This window comes from Larsenimonas suaedae, from assembly GCF_023712105.1.
In the GTDB taxonomy this organism is placed as follows: Bacteria; Pseudomonadota; Gammaproteobacteria; order Pseudomonadales; family Halomonadaceae; genus Larsenimonas; species Larsenimonas suaedae.
In genome coordinates, this window is record NZ_JAMLJI010000001.1 from 680,709 (window position 1) to 697,665 (window position 16,957).

The following is a 16,957-nucleotide window of genomic DNA, read 5'->3' on the forward strand; positions in this document are numbered from 1 at the left end:
GAGGGTCATGCCTTTGCAAGTCGTGAACCAAGAAGGCCAAGCGCATCTTCATGCGCGCGCCCGATGCGAAGCAGCGCCCGCGACTCGTCAACCGGCCAGAGCCGCGTCCAGAGGTGCTGGCCGGCAAGCCGAACCTGCCACGCTTTCGCCTGCGTGGCGGTCATGTCATACGTGGTAAAAAGCGGCGTGGAATACATCGCCTGGGCATCCTGGCCGAGCCGGCCCTGCCAGAGTTGATCCTGTTCACGCTGCCACCGGGCAAGCGTTTGACGCATCACGCTGACCCACCGAGTGTCCCCGAGTGCTTGTGTGCCCGCCTCGATCGCAGCGGTGGACACCGCCCACGGGCCACGCCTCGCGCGAAGCGATGACAGCGACTCGTCTGTACCGAGCACGAACCCGAGCCGAACCCCGGCCAGACCGAAGAACTTGCCGAACGAGCGCAGCGTAATGACGCCTAAGTGATGTGGGGCCAAATACGCCTCGTCCTCTTGAGGGTCGATAAACGCCTGGTCGACGATCACGGCGCCACCGCGGCTGCGGGCCAGCTCGCCAAGACGGATGAGCGTTGCGCGTGCGTAGGTGCGCCCGGTCGGATTATTGGGTGAGATGATGACGAGCAGTGACGCGGATGAGCGGTCAAACGCCTCGAACAGCGCCTGATCGGACAGCCAGCCGTCGTAGCGCTCGACCGTAGTGCCCTGCTTTAAAAACGCCGCCTCGTGCTCCTGATACCCCGGAAACGGTGCCAGCACACGAACGCCCCGAAACCTAGACGCCAGCGCCTCGATCGCCCACTGGCTTCCGGGCACCGCAAGGCACGCCGTCGAGTCAACGCCGTAATGGGCACTCGCGCACCGCTCGAGCCGCTCGGGCGATTCAGGCAGTGCCGCAAGGCACGCCGCCGTCAGCGGTGTGATCGGATACGGGCTTGGGTTGATGCCGGTCGATAGATCGAGCCACTGAGTACGCGCTCCACCAAAGCGAGCGATGGCCTGATCGAGGTTGCCGCCGTGAACCACCGGTGCACTCACGGCAGATACCCGACCACACCGCAAAGCGCGGCGACGGCCAGCCAGACGATCACGGTGCGATTGATCAGCCGGCACGCAGCAACAATCGTACCGGCGGCCGGCGCATCCCCCGCCCCCAGCTCCGGCCGGGCCTGACGCTTGCCGTGATAAATGGCGTCGCCGCCGAGCACCACATTGAGTGCACCGGCGCCAGCGGCCATGACCGGCCCCGCATTCGGGCTTTTCCAGTGCCGGCCCTGCGTTCTTGCGCACGAAAGTGCCTGCCTGAAGCGCCACCAGGACCGGGTCGCGAGAGCGTAGCTTATAACCACAAGCCGTGCCGGCACCCAGTTCAGCACATCGTCAAGCCGCGCTGCGGCCCAGCCGAAATGGAGATAGCGCTTTGATTTGTAGCCCCACATGGCGTCCAGCGTATTGACCACGCGATAGATCACGACGCCCGGAAGCCCCGCCACCATGAACCAGAAGATCACCGCGAAAATGGCGTCGCTGCCGTTTTCGAGCACCGATTCGGTCGTCGCGGACGCCACCTGGCTTGGCGTCATTGCCTCGGTATCGCGGCTAACCATCAGCCCGAGCCGCGTGCGGGCAAGATCAAGCTCCCCCCGACGCAGGGGCGCCGCCACCCGCCGCGCATGCTCCTTGAGACTGCGCCAGCCAATCGCTACATAAAGTGTGATGATCGAGACCACGGCGTAGGTCGAGGTTCGATCCGACAGCACAAGCTCGAGCCAGAGCGACACAATCAGAAGCGGCAGCACCACAACCGATAGCGCAATAAGCCCCGCTATTCGACTTGGTCGGTAGTAGCGCGCCTCCACCCAATCGATAATGCGACCAAGCCCCACAAGAGGGTGATAACGCCTTGGCTCACCAAAGGTGTGATCTAGCAACAAGGCCAGTGATAAAACGATAAACAGCATGTTCGAGGCTCACAATATAACGGTATAATTAATAATTCAGCGCATCCGGCAGCGCAAACGGTGCCTGAACAACGCCGTGGTGCAGCAGTCTCAACCTGGGCACGGCCTCATCGTGATCGACCCGAACGCGCGCTACGCTTGCGTAGGGCACATCGAGTCGATGCACGTACGCACCGGCGTCATGGTTCATGCCCAGCACCTGTTGCAGAACCGCTCGAATCACGCCGCCGTGGGTCATCACCACCGTATGACGCTCATGGCACATCAGCCTGTCCTTTAACGCCTCGCCCACACGTTGCTCGAACGCCGAAAGCGTTTCGCCGCCAGGGGGGCCTGCAAGCGCCGGCGCCGCCCAGAACCGCGCAAGATGGTCAGGGTCTTGCTCATAGAGCTCCGCCACCGGGCGCCCGTCCCAGTCGCCGAAATCCATTTCCGCCCAGCGTGCGTCCACATCCAGCTCGACACCTGCTGTCTCGGCCAGGCGCTCTCCCATGCGTCGGCAACGCTTTAATGGGGAACTTATAACGTGCGTTGGCGTAGGCAGCCACCCAAGCACCGCCTCGATCTGGCGTGTCCCTTCTGCACTGAGCTCAACGTCTGTGCGCCCACGCAGCATCGGGCCCCCTTCGCAGGCACCATGGCGGACGAAATCGATAATGGTTGCGCTCATGTGCCCTCCGGATGGCCAAGTGCCGGCATCGGCACGCCCTTCAAGCACTGTGGCAATCCGGCCACGACCCACCAGGCGTGGCTGGCCCGCTGTGCGATGCGCTGATGCGCCGTACCGGAGAGATCGACAAAACGTCGACTGAGTGCGTTCATCGGCACCACGCCCTGGCCGACTTCATTGCTCACGATCAGAATCCGGCCTTCGGCGTGGGCCAGAACGTCGTCGAGCGCCTCGAGCGCAGCCGTCATGTCCCGCTCGCGCAAAAGCTCGTTGGTTAGCCAAAGTGTCAGGCAGTCGACCAGCACGCAGCGCCCGGGCGCCATCGCCCGAGAAAGCGTCTCAGGCAGGTCCAGCGGCGACTCGATCAACCCCCACCCCTCCGGGCGGCGGGCGCGGTGTAGCTCGATGCGCTCCCGCATCGACGTATCGTCACCAGCCTGGGCGGTCGCGACATAGATGACCTCGTTCTCTCGATGCATCGAATACTGGGCAAGCGTTTCGGCAAACCGGCTCTTACCGGAACGCGCGCCCCCAAGAATCAGTTCAACCACACCGCTACTCCTGCCAATAACACTGAAAGTTCAGTAATCTGCTGAGAAAATCCCAGCGCATCGCCGGTATACCCGCCAAGCATTGTCCGAAGCCACCGCGCAAGCCCGACGTAGGCAACCGCAGCCACACCAATCATCAATGCGCCGGTAGTGCCGCAGGCCCACAGCGCGATCACACACGCCGTCAGCGCCGAGCCCCCCTGAACCCTGCCCGCGACCGGACTGGCCTGGGCGCGCACCTTGCTGTCGCTCAGACGCACATAGGAAAGCCGCCCCATGACCGCAACCGCCACGGCCCGGCCAAGACAGTGCGCCGCGATCAGCGTCACGGTGGCAACGCCGGCGGACACCTCGACCAGCGCAACCAACAGGGCGTACTTCAAGAGGGTTGTCCCCACCAGCGCGAGCACCCCGTAGCTGCCGACCCGGCTGTCCTTCATGATCACAAGGCGCTGCTCTCGGGTGTGGCCGCCGCCAAGGGCATCGACCGTATCCGCAAGCCCGTCTTCGTGCAGCCCGCCGGTCACAAGCCAACCAATGATCAATGAAAGCCCTACCGCGACCGTGGGCGGCCAAAGCAGCAACGAAAGCCACAGCACGAGGGCGATCAGCCCCCCGATCAGCGCTCCGATCAATGGGTAATACCTGAGCGCATCGGACAGCTCATTACCTTCCGGCCGCTCGGTCCGCATCGCCGGCAGCCGGGTCAGAAAACTGACCGCCCACCCCATGAGACGCGCTTCACGGCGGCATCGATCACGCAGCGTCATACCGTGACGCCGGCGTCGTCAAACGAGGCCATTTCATTGTAGAACGCCAGTGCCGAGCGCAACATCGGCAACGCAAGTGCCGCCCCGCTGCCCTCGCCGATGCGAAGGCCCAGTGAGAGCAGTGGCCTTGCGGCGAGCCAATCGAGAGCCAGCGCGTGACCGCGCTCCTCGGACTGATGTGAAAAGATCAGGTACTCCCGCGCCTCCGGCGCAATCGCACAGGCGTACATCGCCGCCACGCTCACCATGAAGCCATCGATCACCACCGCCATGCCGGCCTCGGCACCGGCAAGAATCGCCCCGACCAGCCCTACGAGCTCGAAACCGCCCAGCGCGGCCAGTGTATCGATCGGATCGAACAGCGCCTCACGGTGACGCCGGAGCGCCTGGGTAATAAGGGCCTTCTTGCGCGCGAGCTGAATGTCGTTGACGCCCGTACCTCGCCCGACGCACGCCGCCACCGGGTGGCCGGTGAGCGCAGCCATCAGGGCGCTTGCCGAACTGGTGTTGCCAATGCCCATTTCACCGAGGGCAATCAGGTTGGTGCCCTCATGGTGCAGCCTGCCAATGAGCGATCGGGCATGCTCGAACCCTGCCTCCACGCAGTTCCGATCCATCGCCGGACCCTGATGAAACGCCGCCGTGCCCGCGCCAAGACGGGCATCGATGATGCGCTCATCGTCGAGAGCCGTGCGCATGCCCCAATCAACCACGGTCACGGGAAGATCCGCCTGGCGTGCGAAGGCGTTGACGCTGGCGCCACCGGCCAGAAAGTTCGACACCATCTGGCGCGTCACCGCCTGAGGCGCGATCGAGACGCCAAATTCGGCCACGCCGTGATCACCGGCCATGATCAGAAGCCTTGGCGCGCGAATCTCTGGAGGCGTTGCCTGAAACGGCGGCGTGCCAAGCACGCGGGCAAGCGTAAAGGCCAGAGCTTCAAGCTCGCCCAAAGCGCCCGGGGGCTTGGTTCGGCTGTCGATCCGGCGGCGAATCAGATCGTCCATCACGGTCGACACCGGAGGAATGTTAAAGGTCATGAAGGCTCGCATGCGGGTTCGAGGGCGCTCAGAACATACCACCGGCAAAGGCCACAACCAAGCACCTGCATTGACGGGCTCGCAGCGCCTCAATAGGATGGTCGCCACGCACAGGTGCCCGGCCGCACGCCGGGATAATCGGGAAAGTGATGTGAGTTCACTGCTGTCCCCGCAACGGTAAGCCGCCCGCCTCGGTTCGAGACGGCTGCAAGCCCGGAGACCGGCCTGATGCGCTTTTGTTCACCTCTCTTGACGCGTACGGGCGATGCGCGGGAACGGACCATGACACCACACGTTTTGATGATCGCGGCGACCGCGCTTAACGGAGTTGCCCGATGAGCACGTCTCCCCTGTTTCCGTTCACGGCCGTGATCGGTCAAGGCACGCTCAAGCGCGCCTTGATGCTCGCCGCCATCGAGCCTCGCCTTGGGGGCGTGTTGATCTCGGGCCCGCGAGGCAGTGCGAAATCGACGCTTGCCCGTGCGCTCGCCGCGCTTTTGCCCTCGAGAGACGCCCGCTTCGTGACCCTGCCGCTTGGTGCCAGCGAAGACCGCCTCACCGGCAGCCTCGATCTAAACCACGCGCTCTCTGAGCAGCGCGTGCGCTTCAATCCGGGACTTCTGGCGCAGGCCGATCAAGGCATTCTCTACATCGATGAAGTCAACCTGCTGCCCGACAGCCTGGTCGACCAGCTCCTCGATGTGGCGGCCTCCGGCGTCAACGTGGTCGAGCGCGACGGCGTCAGCCACTCACACCCGGCCCGGTTCACGCTGATCGGCACCATGAACCCTGATGAAGGCGCGCTTCGACCCCAGCTTGCCGACCGATTCGGTCTTCAGGTCGAGCTTGCCGATGCGCTGAGCCCCGAGCAGCGCATGGCGATTGTGCGCGCCCGCCGCGCGTTCGATGACGACCCCGAGGGGTTCTGCGCGCAGTACGCGAACGACCAGCGCGCCCTGACCGAAACCATTGCCACCGCCCGGGCGCAGCGCGCACGCGTCACCCTCTCGCCGGCGCTCGAGCTCGACATCGCCACCCGCGCCATGAACGCAGGCGTTGAGGGCGTGCGCGCCGACATCGCCTGGCAGCGCGCCGCTTGCGCTCACGCCGCGCTTGACGGCCGAACGGCTGTCACGGCCGCCGACATCGACCTGGTCGAGCCCTTGGTGTTGAATCATCGGCGGACGACACCGCCGCCTCCGAATCAGGGCAATCACAATACCCCTGATACGCCGCCACAATCGTCGTCGAACGACGCTCCGGGCGCTGGTAACGATCATGAGACCCGTGACACCAGCGAGGCCTCACCGTCTTCGGAAGACGACGGCGCGCACGGCGCCTTGCCGCCCGAGCCTCAGCCGACCGGCACCCGCCGCCGCTGGCGCCCGCTTGAGCGCAGCGCCTCCGGCGACAACGCCGCCGCCCCGCTTGAGGCCGAGCGCGCTCGGCACGTGGGAGGCGCCAACAAGGGCGCCCGCCAGCACCGCAGCGCCGTGGGCCCGGTCGACTGGCCGCGAACGCTTGCCGCCGGGCTTTTCGACGCCGCGCCGCAGCCGCACCATCGACGTCGTCGCACCGGCCGCCAGTCGCCTCTTCTGATCGTGCTCGACCGCTCCGGCTCGACACGTGCCGGCGCGCGCTTCAGTCAGCTCAAGGGGCTTCTTGCCAATATCGTCGAGCACGCCTACCGCACCCGGCGGCAACTGGCCGTGCTGTCCTTCGGCGGCGACGGGGTTGTCTGGACGCATGCCCTCGGCCGAGCGCCGAAGCACGTCGAGACACTGCTTGCCCCGCTCGGTGCCGGCGGCGGCACACCGCTTCTGGACGCGCTCGAACGCGCGCGCTCAGAACTCGCGCGCTGGCAAAAACGCTTCAAGGTTCAGGCTGAAAGCTGGCTTTTGACCGACGCCCGAGCGCCGTTTCCAAAGACGCTTCCCCCCTGGCCCGGCGCCCTGACGGTTGTGGATACCGAGCAGGGGCGCGTACGTCTTAATCGCGCCGAGGCGCTCGCCAAGGCGCTCGACGCGCAGTACACAACGCTTGACGAGTATCCGGCCCTTGATGACACAGGCGCCGGTTCGACCGCACCCCCACGAGGAGCCCTTGCATGAGCGACGCAGCTGATACCAAGTACCGTGAACGCATGGCTACCAAAAAGCAGGTCGTCGATGAGCGCATCGCCCGCGCAACGATCGAACGGGGCGTTTTGATCCTGATGAAAGGCAACGGCAAGGGCAAAAGCAGCTCGGCCTTTGGCACGCTCGCCCGCGCCCTCGGCCACGGCCACCGGGCCGCCGTCATCCAGTTCATCAAGGGCCGCAAGGCCACCGGCGAGTACCTGTTCTTCAAGGATCATCCTCAGGTCAATTTCCACGTCATGGGCCATGGCTTCACCTGGGAAACCCAGGACGCCACCAAGGACCGGGACGCCGCGCTCGCAGCCTGGGCTCAGGCCGAGGTCTACCTTCAGGACCCGAACTACCACTTCCTGGTGTTCGATGAGCTCTCCTATATGCTGAAGTACGGCCATCTCGAGCCAGAGCGCGTGGCAAAAGCACTTGCCGCACGGCCCGCGCACCAGAACGTCATCGTGACCGGGCGCACCATGGCCCGAGAGCTTCAGGACATTGCCGATACCATCAGCATCGTCAACGATGAGCGCCACGCCTTTCGACAGGGCGTCAAGGCTCAACCCGGCATTGAGTACTGAGACTGCCATGACCGACGTCACCGCCCCCACTCGCGAGGCCCTATGCCCGGCCCTGTTCATTGCAGGCATCGCTTCCGGTCAGGGCAAGACCACCGTGACGGCCGCGCTTGCACGCCTGCATCGCCGCAAGGGGCGCAAGGTCGCGATCTTCAAGACCGGGCCGGACTACCTCGACCCGCTGATTCTGGCCCAGGCTGCCGACCACCCGGTCGAGCCGCTCGATCTCTGGATGGCCGGCGACGCCTTCTGCCGCCAGCAACTGTTCGATGCCGCGCGCCAGTGTGATCTGATCCTGATCGAGGGGGCGATGGGCCTTTTTGACGGCACGCCCTCGAGCGCCGACCTCGCCGCGACGTTCGGTATTCCCGTCGCTGCCGTCATTAACGCCAAGGGCATGGCCCAGACCACCGCCGCGCTGGCCTTCGGGCTCAAATACGCCCCGCAGCCTGCGAGCAGGGCGTTTGAGCTTGCCGGCATCATCGGTAACCACGTGGGCAGCGCCCGCCACCGGGAACTGATCGAGACAAGCCTGCCCGATGACATTGCCCTGCTTGCAACGCTTGCCCGAGACGAGGCGTTCGAGCTGCCCTCGCGTCACCTCGGGCTGGTTCCTCCGAGTGAGCAGGACGGGCTTTCCAGACGCATTGACGCCGCCGCCGATGCGCTTGAAGGCACGGCCCTGGCCGCGCTGCCCCCGGCCTGTCGCTTTTTCGACCAGCACATTCCGGCGCCCGAGCCCACCCTGGCCGGCAAGACGGTCGCGATCGCCCGAGACGATGCGTTCAGTTTCATCTACGCGGCGAACCTGCGCCTTCTTCGCGCCCTGGGCGCCGAGCTTTGCTTTTTCTCACCGCTTGAGGACGCGCATCTGCCGGACGCCGACGCCTACTGGCTGCCAGGCGGTTACCCCGAGCTTCACGGCAAGGCCCTGAGCGCCAACACCGCTTTGCACGAGGCACTTCGTCAGCGCCACCGCGCCGGCACGCCGATACTTGCCGAGTGCGGCGGTATGCTCTTTTTGCATGAAACCCTGACCGACCACGCCGGCACCTGCCACACCATGGCCGGGCTCTTGCAGGGGCATGGCGAAATGCGCACCAAGCGCGGCTGTCAGGGCATGCAGTACGCGCCGCTGCCTGAAGGCGACATTCGCGGCCACGCGCACCACCACGCGAGAAGCCACGCAACGCTCGAGCCGCTGACCCATGCCCGGCGCGCCCATCACCCGGCACCGGGTGAGGCAATCTATCGGAGCGAACGCCTCACGGCGAGCTACCTGCATCTGTTCTTTCCCTCGAACCCAGCCGCCGTGGCCTCGTTGTTCGGCGCAGACGGCTCACGCTGACCATGTGGCCTGAAAGCGACGACGCATCCCGCCCGCTCAGAACCGGTTTGACGACCGGCAGCTGCGCGACGGCGTGTGCGTTGGCCGCGGCCAGGTTGTTGCTGTCAGGCACGCCCACCACACAGTGTGATATCGACCTGCCCGCCCGTCGGGGACGACCGGGCAAGCGGGTCAGCCTGCCGATCACCCGCTGCGAGCGTGTGGCACCCGACCGCGCCCGCGCCGATACGATCAAGGACGCCGGCGACGACCCGGACGTCACCCACGGCGCCACCGTGTTCGTGGTGGTGACGCAAGGCGCCCCCGGCATTCGCTTTCACGCCGAGCGCGGCGTCGGGGTTGTCACTCGAGACGGCCTGCCCGTACCTCGGGGGGAACCTGCGATTAACCCGGTGCCCCGGCGCATGATCACCGAGCACCTCGACACCCTGATTCGGGAGCACGGCGGCGAGCTCGGCTTCGACGTTGCCATTGGCGTTGAGCGCGGCGAAGCGCTTGCCCTGAAAACCATGAATCCCCGCCTCGGGATCGAGGGCGGGTTGTCGATTCTCGGGACGACCGGCATCGTGCGGCCGTTTTCCTGTGCGGCCTACATCGCCTCGATCCATCAGGCAATCGATGTGGCCCACACCAACGGCGTCACCCACGTGGCTGCGACCACCGGCAACATCAGCGAGCGCTACGCCAGGCACACGTTTGGCCTTGAGGACATGGCGCTGATCGAGATGGGCGACTTCGCCGGCGCCGTACTCAAGTACCTGCGCCGGGTGCCCATGGCCCGGCTTTCGCTGGTCGGGGGCATTGGCAAGATCAGCAAGCTCGCCAACGGCCACCTTGACCTGCACAGCCGCGCCTCAAGCATCGATTTCGAGTTCATTGCCGAATGCGCCCGCGAGCTTGGCGCCTCGAACGCCATGCTCGAGGCCATTCGAGGCGCCAACACGACCGGCGCGGCGATCGAGGCGGCCTGCGCCCTGCCGCTGGCCGAACGCCTGTGCAAGCGAGCCTGGGAGACCGCACGGTCTCGCCTGCCGGCGACGCTTTTGGTGGATGTCACCGCGACCGACCGTCAGGGCCATTGCCTCGGCGCCTGGCCCCGGGAGACCGCATGCGCGCACTGATTCTCGGTGGCACGGGCGATGGCCGAGCCCTCGCTGACAGGCTGAGCGGGCACGGACTCGATGTCCTCTATAGCGTCGCCGGCAGGCTCACCTCCGCCCGACTGCCAACCTGCGCGACTCGCGTCGGCGGCTTCTCGAGCAGCGACCGCGATAGTCTCGAGGGCTTGGCCGAGACACTGATCCAGGAAAACATCACACTCGTGATTGACGCGACCCATCCCTTCGCGGCACGCATTTCGGCCACGGCCCTCGTGGCCGCTGAACGGCTTGGCCTGCCGTGTTGGCAACTGCGCCGGCCAAGGTGGACACCAACGCCTGAAGACCGCTGGCACGAGGCCGAGGATCTCGAGGCGCTGGTCTCAAATCTTGCATCTTACTCGCGGCCGTTCGTGACCCTTGGCCAATCAAGTCTTGCTCTGGTCGAGCGGCTCGCGCCGCATCAACACGCGCTGGTGCGAAGCGCCGCCGAACTCGAGCTTCCCGCGCCGCACCGCCACGTGCTCGACCGGGGCCCGTTTACGACACATAAAGAGCTCGACGTCATGCGCGAGTATCCCTGCGACGCACTGGTGACCAAGCACAGCGGCGGCGAGACCACCGAGGCCAAACTGCTCGCGGCCCGAGCACTCGGACTGCCCGTTTTTTTACTTGCTCGTCCGCCACTTCCTGAGGCGGACCGCGTTTTCTATAGCCCGGCGGCGCTTGCACGCGCGCTGATCCTGGGCCGACCGACCGATGAGGTTCAACATGACCGATAAACCCGCCATCCTGTTCGTGGGCCACGGCTCCCGCGACGTCGATGCCGTCAACGAATTCACCCAGCTCACCGCCCACTTTCGCGAGCGCTACCCGGACCGCCTGTGCGAGTACGGTTTTCTCGAGTTCGCTCGCCCCGTCATCTATGACGGCGTCAAGAAACTGGTCGATCAGGGCGCAACCACCATTTCCGCCGTGCCCGGCATGCTGATGGCCGCAGGCCACGCCAAGAACGACATCCCGAGCGAACTGAACGCGCTTCAGGCCGAGTTCGACGGCATCACCATCAACTACGGCGCCGAGCTCGGCGTCAACGCCAACATGCTTCAGGCCGCGCGGGATCGCATCGAGGCCGCCGAGCAAGACTTCGGTGAGGACTACGATCGCAAGGAAACGCTGTTGGTGGTGGTCGGCCGGGGCGCCTCCGACCCGGACGCCAACTCCAACATCAGCAAGATTACCCGCATGCTCGAAGAAGGCATGGGCTTTGGCTGGGCGATTACCGGCTACAGCGGCGTGACCACCCCGCTTTTGCCCGAGGCGCTCGAGCGCGCACACCGGCTCGGTTTCACCCGCGTGGTCATCTTTCCCTACTTCCTGTTTACCGGACGTCTGATCAAGAAGATCTACGACTGGGCCGACGACTACCAGCGGGCCCACCCCGAGGTGGAAGTGGCCAAGGCCGGCTACCTCAACGACCACCCGCTGGTGATCGACACCTTCGCCGATCGGCTGCATGACATCGAGGAAGGCAGCCCCAACATGAACTGCCAGCTCTGCCAGTACCGAGTGCAGGTGGTCGGCAACGAGCACAAGGTCGGCGCGCCTCAGGAAGGCCACCACCACCATGTGCGCGGCGCCGGCACCGACGCCGATGGGCATCACCATCATCATGACCATCACCACCACGACCATGGGCATCATCACCACGGACACGGACATCACGATCACGGCCACAGTCACGCCCATGACAAGAACACGCTGGCGACCGACCGCGAATGATCGACTGGCCCGAGTTCGAGCGTGACCCCAGGGCCATCGAGCGTGAGAGCTTTCGACAGATTCGCGCCCTCACCGACCTGAGCCGCTTCAATGACGATGAGGCGCAGGTCGCAATGCGCCTGGTGCACACCTGCGGTGACCCGGCGATGGCCTCGAGCGTGCGCCTGAGCGCGGACGCCGTGACACGCGGGCTGGAAGCGCTCTCTCGCCGAGCGTCGGTCCTCTGTGACGTCGAAATGGTGCGCTTCGGCCTGACTCAGCGCTACATGGACGCCCTCGGGCTCGAGGCGCACTGTTTTCTGCGCCGGGACTCGACCGTCGAGCGGGCGCGCGCCCATGGCATGACCCGCACCATGGCCGCCATTGAGGACTGGCTCGAGCATCTTGAGGGTTCGATCGTGTTGATCGGCAATGCCCCGACGGCGCTTTTTCACCTGCTCGAGAAACTGCGCGATGGCGCGCCACGGCCCGCGCTGATCATCGCCATGCCGGTTGGCTTTGTCGGCGCGGCCGAATCGAAGGCGCACCTGTGGGCGGCTCAGGACGCGCTTGGCCTTGAGATCATGACGCTGCTTGGCCGTTCCGGCGGCAGCGCGCTGACGGCGGCGGCATTTAACGCGCTCCTTCGTGTTCATCAGGGGGAGCGGTACTAATGGCGCTTCATGTGGTGAGCCTTGGCATCGAGTCGCCGGCCGTTCTGCCTACACGCGCTGTCAGGTGGCTCGCCGAGGCCGATCATCTCATCGGCAGCAAGCGCCAGCAGGCGATGATCCACCCTTATGAAACGAACGCAAAGCGCCACGCCCTGCCCCGCCCGCTCGACGAATTGGGGCCGATGCTTTCGACTCTTGAAGGCACGATCGTGCTGCTCGCCTCCGGCGACGCCCGGTTTTTTGGCATTGCCAATACGCTTTCGAGGCGCTGGCCTGCGCTTTCGTTTGAAAGTTCGCCGAACGTGTCGAGCGTTCAGTATCTGGCGCATCGGATCGATACCGACCTGACCGTGTCGAGAACGGTCAGTCTCCATGGACGACCGCTCGAGGCGTTGACGCCGCATCTTGTATCCAATAACACGCTGATGCTACTGACCGATGCCGCCAACACACCGCAGTCCATCGCCACCCATCTTGTCAGGCACGGGTTCGAACATAGCGTCTGCACGATTGGAGAACGACTGGGTTACCCGGAAGAAACGGTGCGCAGGTTCGACACCGCCAGCGCGCTTGCCTCCGAAGAGACGCCCTTCGACGGCCTGAACGTGGTGTGCGTGACACTTGCGCCCAAGATAAGGACCGAGCCTCAGGCCGCGCTCTTGAATGACACGCCGCCGTGGGTGTTGCCCGATGATCAGTTCGCAACCGACAGCCCGACACCGGGCCGGGGGCTTCTGACCAAGGCCGATGTGCGACTGCAGGTGCTAGCCCTGCTCGCCCCACGCCCAAACGACATCGGCTGGGACATCGGCGCCGGCTGCGGCGGGGTCAGCATCGACTGGGCGCGTCAGCTCGAGTCGGGGTGTGTGCACGCGTTCGAGCATCACCCGGGCCGGTGGGAAGCGCTTTCGATCAACCGCGACCGCTTCGGTGTCTCGAGCCGGCTTGCACTTCACTGTGAGACGGCATCGAGCGAGACGCTCGCCGCCTTGCCGTCTCCGGACGCGGTCTTTATCGGTGGAAGCGACGGCCACCTCGATGCCTTGCTGCCCTGGCTCTGGCAGACACTGCGGCCCGGCGGGCGGCTTGTGATCGCAACCGTGCTCGAAGGAAGCCGCGCCGAGGTGCTGTCGTTTGAAACCAGCCACGGCCTTGATGGCCAGTGGCGGCAGCTCGGCATCAGCCGCGGCGAATGGCTCGCCGGTCAACGCCTGCTGCGCCCGGCGCTGCCGGTCACGCTTGCCTGCTTTCATAAACCGGACGCCACCGACAGGACACACGCAACGTCACAGGAGCACCCGGCATGAGCGGTACCTTTTTCGGACTCGGCGTCGGCCCGGGCGACCCGGAGCTTTTAACGCTCAAGGCCCACCGACTGCTGCAGCGGGTGGATGTGGTGTGTTTCATTACCAACAAGGACGGCTACTCGCTTGCCGCCGACATCGCCCGTGAGAGCCTGCCAACGACGCGTCGCCAGCGCCATCTTCCGATTGAGATCGCGATGTGCCGAGATCGTACCCTGATCGAGCAGGCCTATGATCAGGCAGCGGCTCAGATCGGTGAGGCGCTTGACCACGGTCATGATGTGGCCTTTCTGTGCGAGGGCGACCCGCTGTTCTATGGCTCCTTTGCCTACCTGCTGGCGCGCCTTGCCCCCGACTACCCGTGTACGAGCGTGCCGGGCATCAGCTCGCTTCAGGCCGCCGGCAGCGCACTGACCCAGCCATTGACGACCCAGGGCGATCGATTGGCGGTGATCAGCGGGCTCGAGGACGAGCGTGACCTTCTGGACGCGCTCGAGCGCTTTGAAACCGTATTTATCATGAAGGGCGGACGACGGCGCCATCACATCGCGGCGGTGATCGAGCGCGCCGGCCGCGCGCATGAATGCGCCTACCTCGAGCACATCTCGACACCGGCGGAGACGCGCCTTCGCACGCTCTCAAGGCTGCCGGACGGGCCCGGCCCCTACTTCTCGGTGTTCGTGGTCAGCCGCCATCACCGGAGTACGCCATGATCACGATCGTCACACTGACCGAACCGGGCCGCGCCCTCGGCGAGCGCCTGCTCGAACAGCTCGGTCAGGGCGGCCGTCACGTCCACAAACCGGCGCCCTTCGGCGAGTGGCTCAGAGGCGCGTTTGTTGACGCACAAACAACGCGCGCTCCGCTGATCTGCGTCTGCGCCACTGGCATCGTCGTACGAACGCTTGCCCCGATCCTCGGGGATAAATACCGGGACCCGCCGGTGCTGGTGCTCGATGAGCGCGGCCAATTCGTGATTCCGCTGCTTTCAGGCCACGAGGGCGGTGCCAACGACTGGGCCGAACGGCTGGCCGGTATTCTCGGCGCCCAAAACGTAACGACCACAGCCAGGCGCTACGTCACCCCGCGCTATACGCTTGGCATGGGCTGCGAGCGCGGCTGCGAGGTCGATCATCTGGAGGCCCTGGCGCGCAGCTGTCTGAATGAACGCGGCCTTGCCCAGGGCGATGTTCACGCGATTGCAAGTATTGACCTCAAGGCCGATGAAGTGGGTCTGATCGACCTGGCAAACCGCTGGCAAGTGCCCTTCCGGACGTTCACGGCGGCACAGCTTTTCGAGTTTGACGATGCACTGACGCAGCGCTCCGAGATTGTCTATCGTGAAGTCGGGGTGTATGGCGTTGCCGAGGCCGCCGCGCTTGCCAGCGCGCACGCCCTGACCGGCGCAACCGATGATGCGTGCGAACTGATCCTTCCCAAACAGAAAACGCGACGCGCGACCTGCGCGATCGCCCGAAGCTATGGTGACTGAATGACTCCTCTCTACGTGATCGGTATCGGGCCGGGCGATCATGCCCACCTGACCATGGAGGCGGAAGCCGCGATTGCGGCGGTGACCGATGTGGTCGGCTACGGCCTTTATATGGATCTTCTAGGCGATGCCATGACCGGCAAGCGCCGCCATCAGCGCGAACTGGGTGAGGAAACCGACCGCGCCCGAATGGCGCTGGATCTGGCGGCGTCCGGCAAGCCCACCGCGCTGATCTCGAGCGGCGACATCGGCATCTTCGCAATGGCAACGCTTGTGTTTGAACTGCTCGATCACGCCAATCAGGGCCTCGAGAACGGTCGCGGCTGGGACCGCGTCGATATCCAGGTCATGCCCGGCATCAGTGCGATGCAGCTGGCCTCGGCCCGTCTCGGGGCGATTTTGGGCCACGATTTCTGCGCCATCTCACTCTCGGATCTCTTGACCGATTGGGAGGTGATCGACCAGCGCCTGAACGCCGCGGCCAAAGGGGATTTCGTGACCGCCTTCTATAACCCGGTGTCCAAGCGCCGTGACTGGCAGCTCAACCACGCCCGCACGGTCTATCTCGAGCATCGCCCGCCCGAGACGCCGGTGATCGTCGCCCGCAACCTGGGCCGTGACGATGAGCGGGTCGAGGTCATCGCCCTTGCCGAGCTGGAGGCGAGCCGCGTCGACATGCTGACCGTGGTCGTGATCGGCAGCTCCACCACCCGCCATATTCGCTTCGGTCGCAATGAGTGGGTTTATACGCCGCGCGGTTATGCCAAGAAGCGGGTCGAGTCATGACGGTTCACTTCATTGGCGCAGGCCCGGGCGACCCGGAGCTGATCACGGTCAAGGGGCTCAAGTTGATTCAGCGCTGCCCGGTGATTCTCTACGCGGGCTCACTGGTGCCCATCGAGATTCTTGAGGAAGCCCGTAGTGATGCCGACATCATCGACACCGCCTCGATGGCACTTGACGCCATTATCGAACGCATCCAGCGCGCCCACGATGAGGGCCTGGATGTTGCGCGGGTGCACTCGGGCGACCCGTCGATCTACGGCGCGACCGGCGAGCAGATGCGTCGGCTCGACGCGCTTGGCATCGACTTCGAGATCGTGCCCGGCGTGACGTCCACCAGCGCCTCGAGCGCGGCGCTCAAACGGGAGCTGACGCTTTCGGGCGTGACCCAGACCGTGATCATGACGCGCTTTGCTGGCAAGACCCCGATGCCCGAGCGCGAAAACCTCGACGCCCTCGCCCGCCATGGCGCCACGCTTGCGATTCATCTGGGCATTACGCGCATTCACAAGATCGTTGAGACACTGATCCCGCACTACGGCGAAGACGCGCCGGTTGCGGTGAGCTACCGCGTCGGCTGGCCCGACGAGCAGCATCTGACCGGCACGCTCTCGACCATCGTCGAGCAGGTGCGCGCGGCCAAGATCACCCGTACCGCGCTGATTCTGGTCGGTCATGTTCTGGCCCCGCGGGAGTTTAATGATTCGTACCTGTATGACGCGCAGAAAGCGCACATCTATCGCCCGAAATTCAAGACCGCTTCCCCGCGCGCGGTGAAGCGTGAGCCTCAATAAAGGACGCCT

Annotated in this window: 18 protein-coding genes and 1 riboswitch; of the genes, 12 read left to right on the forward strand and 6 right to left on the reverse strand. The window is 65.1% G+C overall.

The features are described 5' to 3' along the window. Positions 1 to 5 precede the first annotated feature (5 nt). Genes NAT49_RS03265 through cobT form a run of 6 tightly spaced genes read right to left on the reverse strand, consistent with a single transcriptional unit; the run spans position 6 to position 4,988 of the window. Positions 6 to 1,034, reverse strand: coding sequence for an aminotransferase class I/II-fold pyridoxal phosphate-dependent enzyme (locus tag NAT49_RS03265; protein ID WP_251590276.1), 1,029 nt, complete (start codon positions 1,032 to 1,034; stop codon positions 6 to 8). Next, positions 1,031 to 1,957: an adenosylcobinamide-phosphate synthase CbiB gene (gene cbiB / locus NAT49_RS03270; RefSeq protein WP_251590277.1), complete on the reverse strand. Its 927-nt coding sequence runs from the start codon at positions 1,955 to 1,957 to the stop codon at positions 1,031 to 1,033. Before cbiB ends, NAT49_RS03265 begins: the two co-directional genes overlap by 4 nt. Before the next feature lie 28 nt (positions 1,958 to 1,985). Next, positions 1,986 to 2,627 (reverse strand): histidine phosphatase family protein, encoded by a 642-nt coding sequence (locus NAT49_RS03275; RefSeq protein ID WP_251590278.1) that lies wholly within the window; start codon positions 2,625 to 2,627, stop codon positions 1,986 to 1,988. Further along, positions 2,624 to 3,178, reverse strand: coding sequence for a bifunctional adenosylcobinamide kinase/adenosylcobinamide-phosphate guanylyltransferase (gene cobU / locus NAT49_RS03280; RefSeq protein WP_251590279.1), 555 nt, complete (start codon positions 3,176 to 3,178; stop codon positions 2,624 to 2,626). Before cobU ends, NAT49_RS03275 begins: the two co-directional genes overlap by 4 nt. Next, the gene (locus NAT49_RS03285) at positions 3,166 to 3,948 is read right to left on the reverse strand and encodes an adenosylcobinamide-GDP ribazoletransferase (protein ID WP_251590280.1); all 783 of its coding nucleotides are present in this window, start codon (positions 3,946 to 3,948) and stop codon (positions 3,166 to 3,168) included. The genes cobU and NAT49_RS03285 overlap by 13 nt, the downstream gene beginning before the upstream one ends. Further along, positions 3,945 to 4,988: a nicotinate-nucleotide--dimethylbenzimidazole phosphoribosyltransferase gene (gene cobT / locus NAT49_RS03290; protein ID WP_251590282.1), complete on the reverse strand. Its 1,044-nt coding sequence runs from the start codon at positions 4,986 to 4,988 to the stop codon at positions 3,945 to 3,947. The genes NAT49_RS03285 and cobT overlap by 4 nt, the downstream gene beginning before the upstream one ends. A gap of 98 nt (positions 4,989 to 5,086) precedes the next feature. Beyond that, a riboswitch (cobalamin riboswitch) is annotated at positions 5,087 to 5,231 on the forward strand. Between the two features lie 92 nt (positions 5,232 to 5,323). On the opposite strand from cobT, the gene NAT49_RS03295 reads away from it, so the two are divergent. The 12 genes from NAT49_RS03295 to cobM are packed head-to-tail and all read left to right on the forward strand — an operon-like array spanning position 5,324 to position 16,948. Continuing rightward, complete coding sequence (locus NAT49_RS03295) at positions 5,324 to 7,099, forward strand: AAA family ATPase (RefSeq protein WP_251590283.1); 1,776 nt, start codon at positions 5,324 to 5,326, stop codon at positions 7,097 to 7,099. Further along, the gene (gene cobO / locus NAT49_RS03300; RefSeq protein WP_251590285.1) at positions 7,096 to 7,698 is read left to right on the forward strand and encodes a cob(I)yrinic acid a,c-diamide adenosyltransferase; all 603 of its coding nucleotides are present in this window, start codon (positions 7,096 to 7,098) and stop codon (positions 7,696 to 7,698) included. The genes NAT49_RS03295 and cobO overlap by 4 nt, the downstream gene beginning before the upstream one ends. A gap of 7 nt (positions 7,699 to 7,705) precedes the next feature. Next, positions 7,706 to 9,043: a cobyrinic acid a,c-diamide synthase CobB gene (locus tag NAT49_RS03305; RefSeq protein WP_251590286.1), complete on the forward strand. Its 1,338-nt coding sequence runs from the start codon at positions 7,706 to 7,708 to the stop codon at positions 9,041 to 9,043. Positions 9,044 to 9,045: 2 nt separating this feature from the next. Beyond that, positions 9,046 to 10,164, forward strand: coding sequence for a cobalt-precorrin-5B (C(1))-methyltransferase (locus NAT49_RS03310; RefSeq protein WP_251590287.1), 1,119 nt, complete (start codon positions 9,046 to 9,048; stop codon positions 10,162 to 10,164). Next, on the forward strand, positions 10,152 to 10,922 hold the full coding sequence (gene cobK / locus NAT49_RS03315; RefSeq protein ID WP_251590288.1) for a precorrin-6A reductase: 771 nt from the start codon (positions 10,152 to 10,154) through the stop codon (positions 10,920 to 10,922). Before NAT49_RS03310 ends, cobK begins: the two co-directional genes overlap by 13 nt. Beyond that, positions 10,912 to 11,922 (forward strand): sirohydrochlorin chelatase, encoded by a 1,011-nt coding sequence (locus NAT49_RS03320; protein WP_251590289.1) that lies wholly within the window; start codon positions 10,912 to 10,914, stop codon positions 11,920 to 11,922. Before cobK ends, NAT49_RS03320 begins: the two co-directional genes overlap by 11 nt. Continuing rightward, entirely contained in the window at positions 11,919 to 12,575 is a 657-nt protein-coding gene (locus NAT49_RS03325; RefSeq protein WP_251590290.1) for a precorrin-8X methylmutase, read from the forward strand. The genes NAT49_RS03320 and NAT49_RS03325 overlap by 4 nt, the downstream gene beginning before the upstream one ends. Further along, positions 12,575 to 13,882, forward strand: coding sequence for a precorrin-6y C5,15-methyltransferase (decarboxylating) subunit CbiE (gene cbiE / locus NAT49_RS03330; protein ID WP_251590291.1), 1,308 nt, complete (start codon positions 12,575 to 12,577; stop codon positions 13,880 to 13,882). The genes NAT49_RS03325 and cbiE overlap by 1 nt, the downstream gene beginning before the upstream one ends. Next, positions 13,879 to 14,592 (forward strand): precorrin-2 C(20)-methyltransferase, encoded by a 714-nt coding sequence (cobI, locus tag NAT49_RS03335; RefSeq protein ID WP_251590292.1) that lies wholly within the window; start codon positions 13,879 to 13,881, stop codon positions 14,590 to 14,592. Before cbiE ends, cobI begins: the two co-directional genes overlap by 4 nt. Further along, a complete protein-coding gene (locus tag NAT49_RS03340; protein ID WP_251590293.1) occupies positions 14,589 to 15,371 on the forward strand; it encodes a cobalamin biosynthesis protein in 783 nt (260 codons plus the stop codon). The genes cobI and NAT49_RS03340 overlap by 4 nt, the downstream gene beginning before the upstream one ends. Continuing rightward, positions 15,372 to 16,157, forward strand: a complete 786-nt coding sequence (gene cobJ, locus NAT49_RS03345; RefSeq protein ID WP_251590294.1) for a precorrin-3B C(17)-methyltransferase — start codon at positions 15,372 to 15,374, stop codon at positions 16,155 to 16,157. After that, complete coding sequence (gene cobM, locus NAT49_RS03350; protein WP_251590295.1) at positions 16,154 to 16,948, forward strand: precorrin-4 C(11)-methyltransferase; 795 nt, start codon at positions 16,154 to 16,156, stop codon at positions 16,946 to 16,948. The genes cobJ and cobM overlap by 4 nt, the downstream gene beginning before the upstream one ends. Positions 16,949 to 16,957 lie beyond the last annotated feature (9 nt).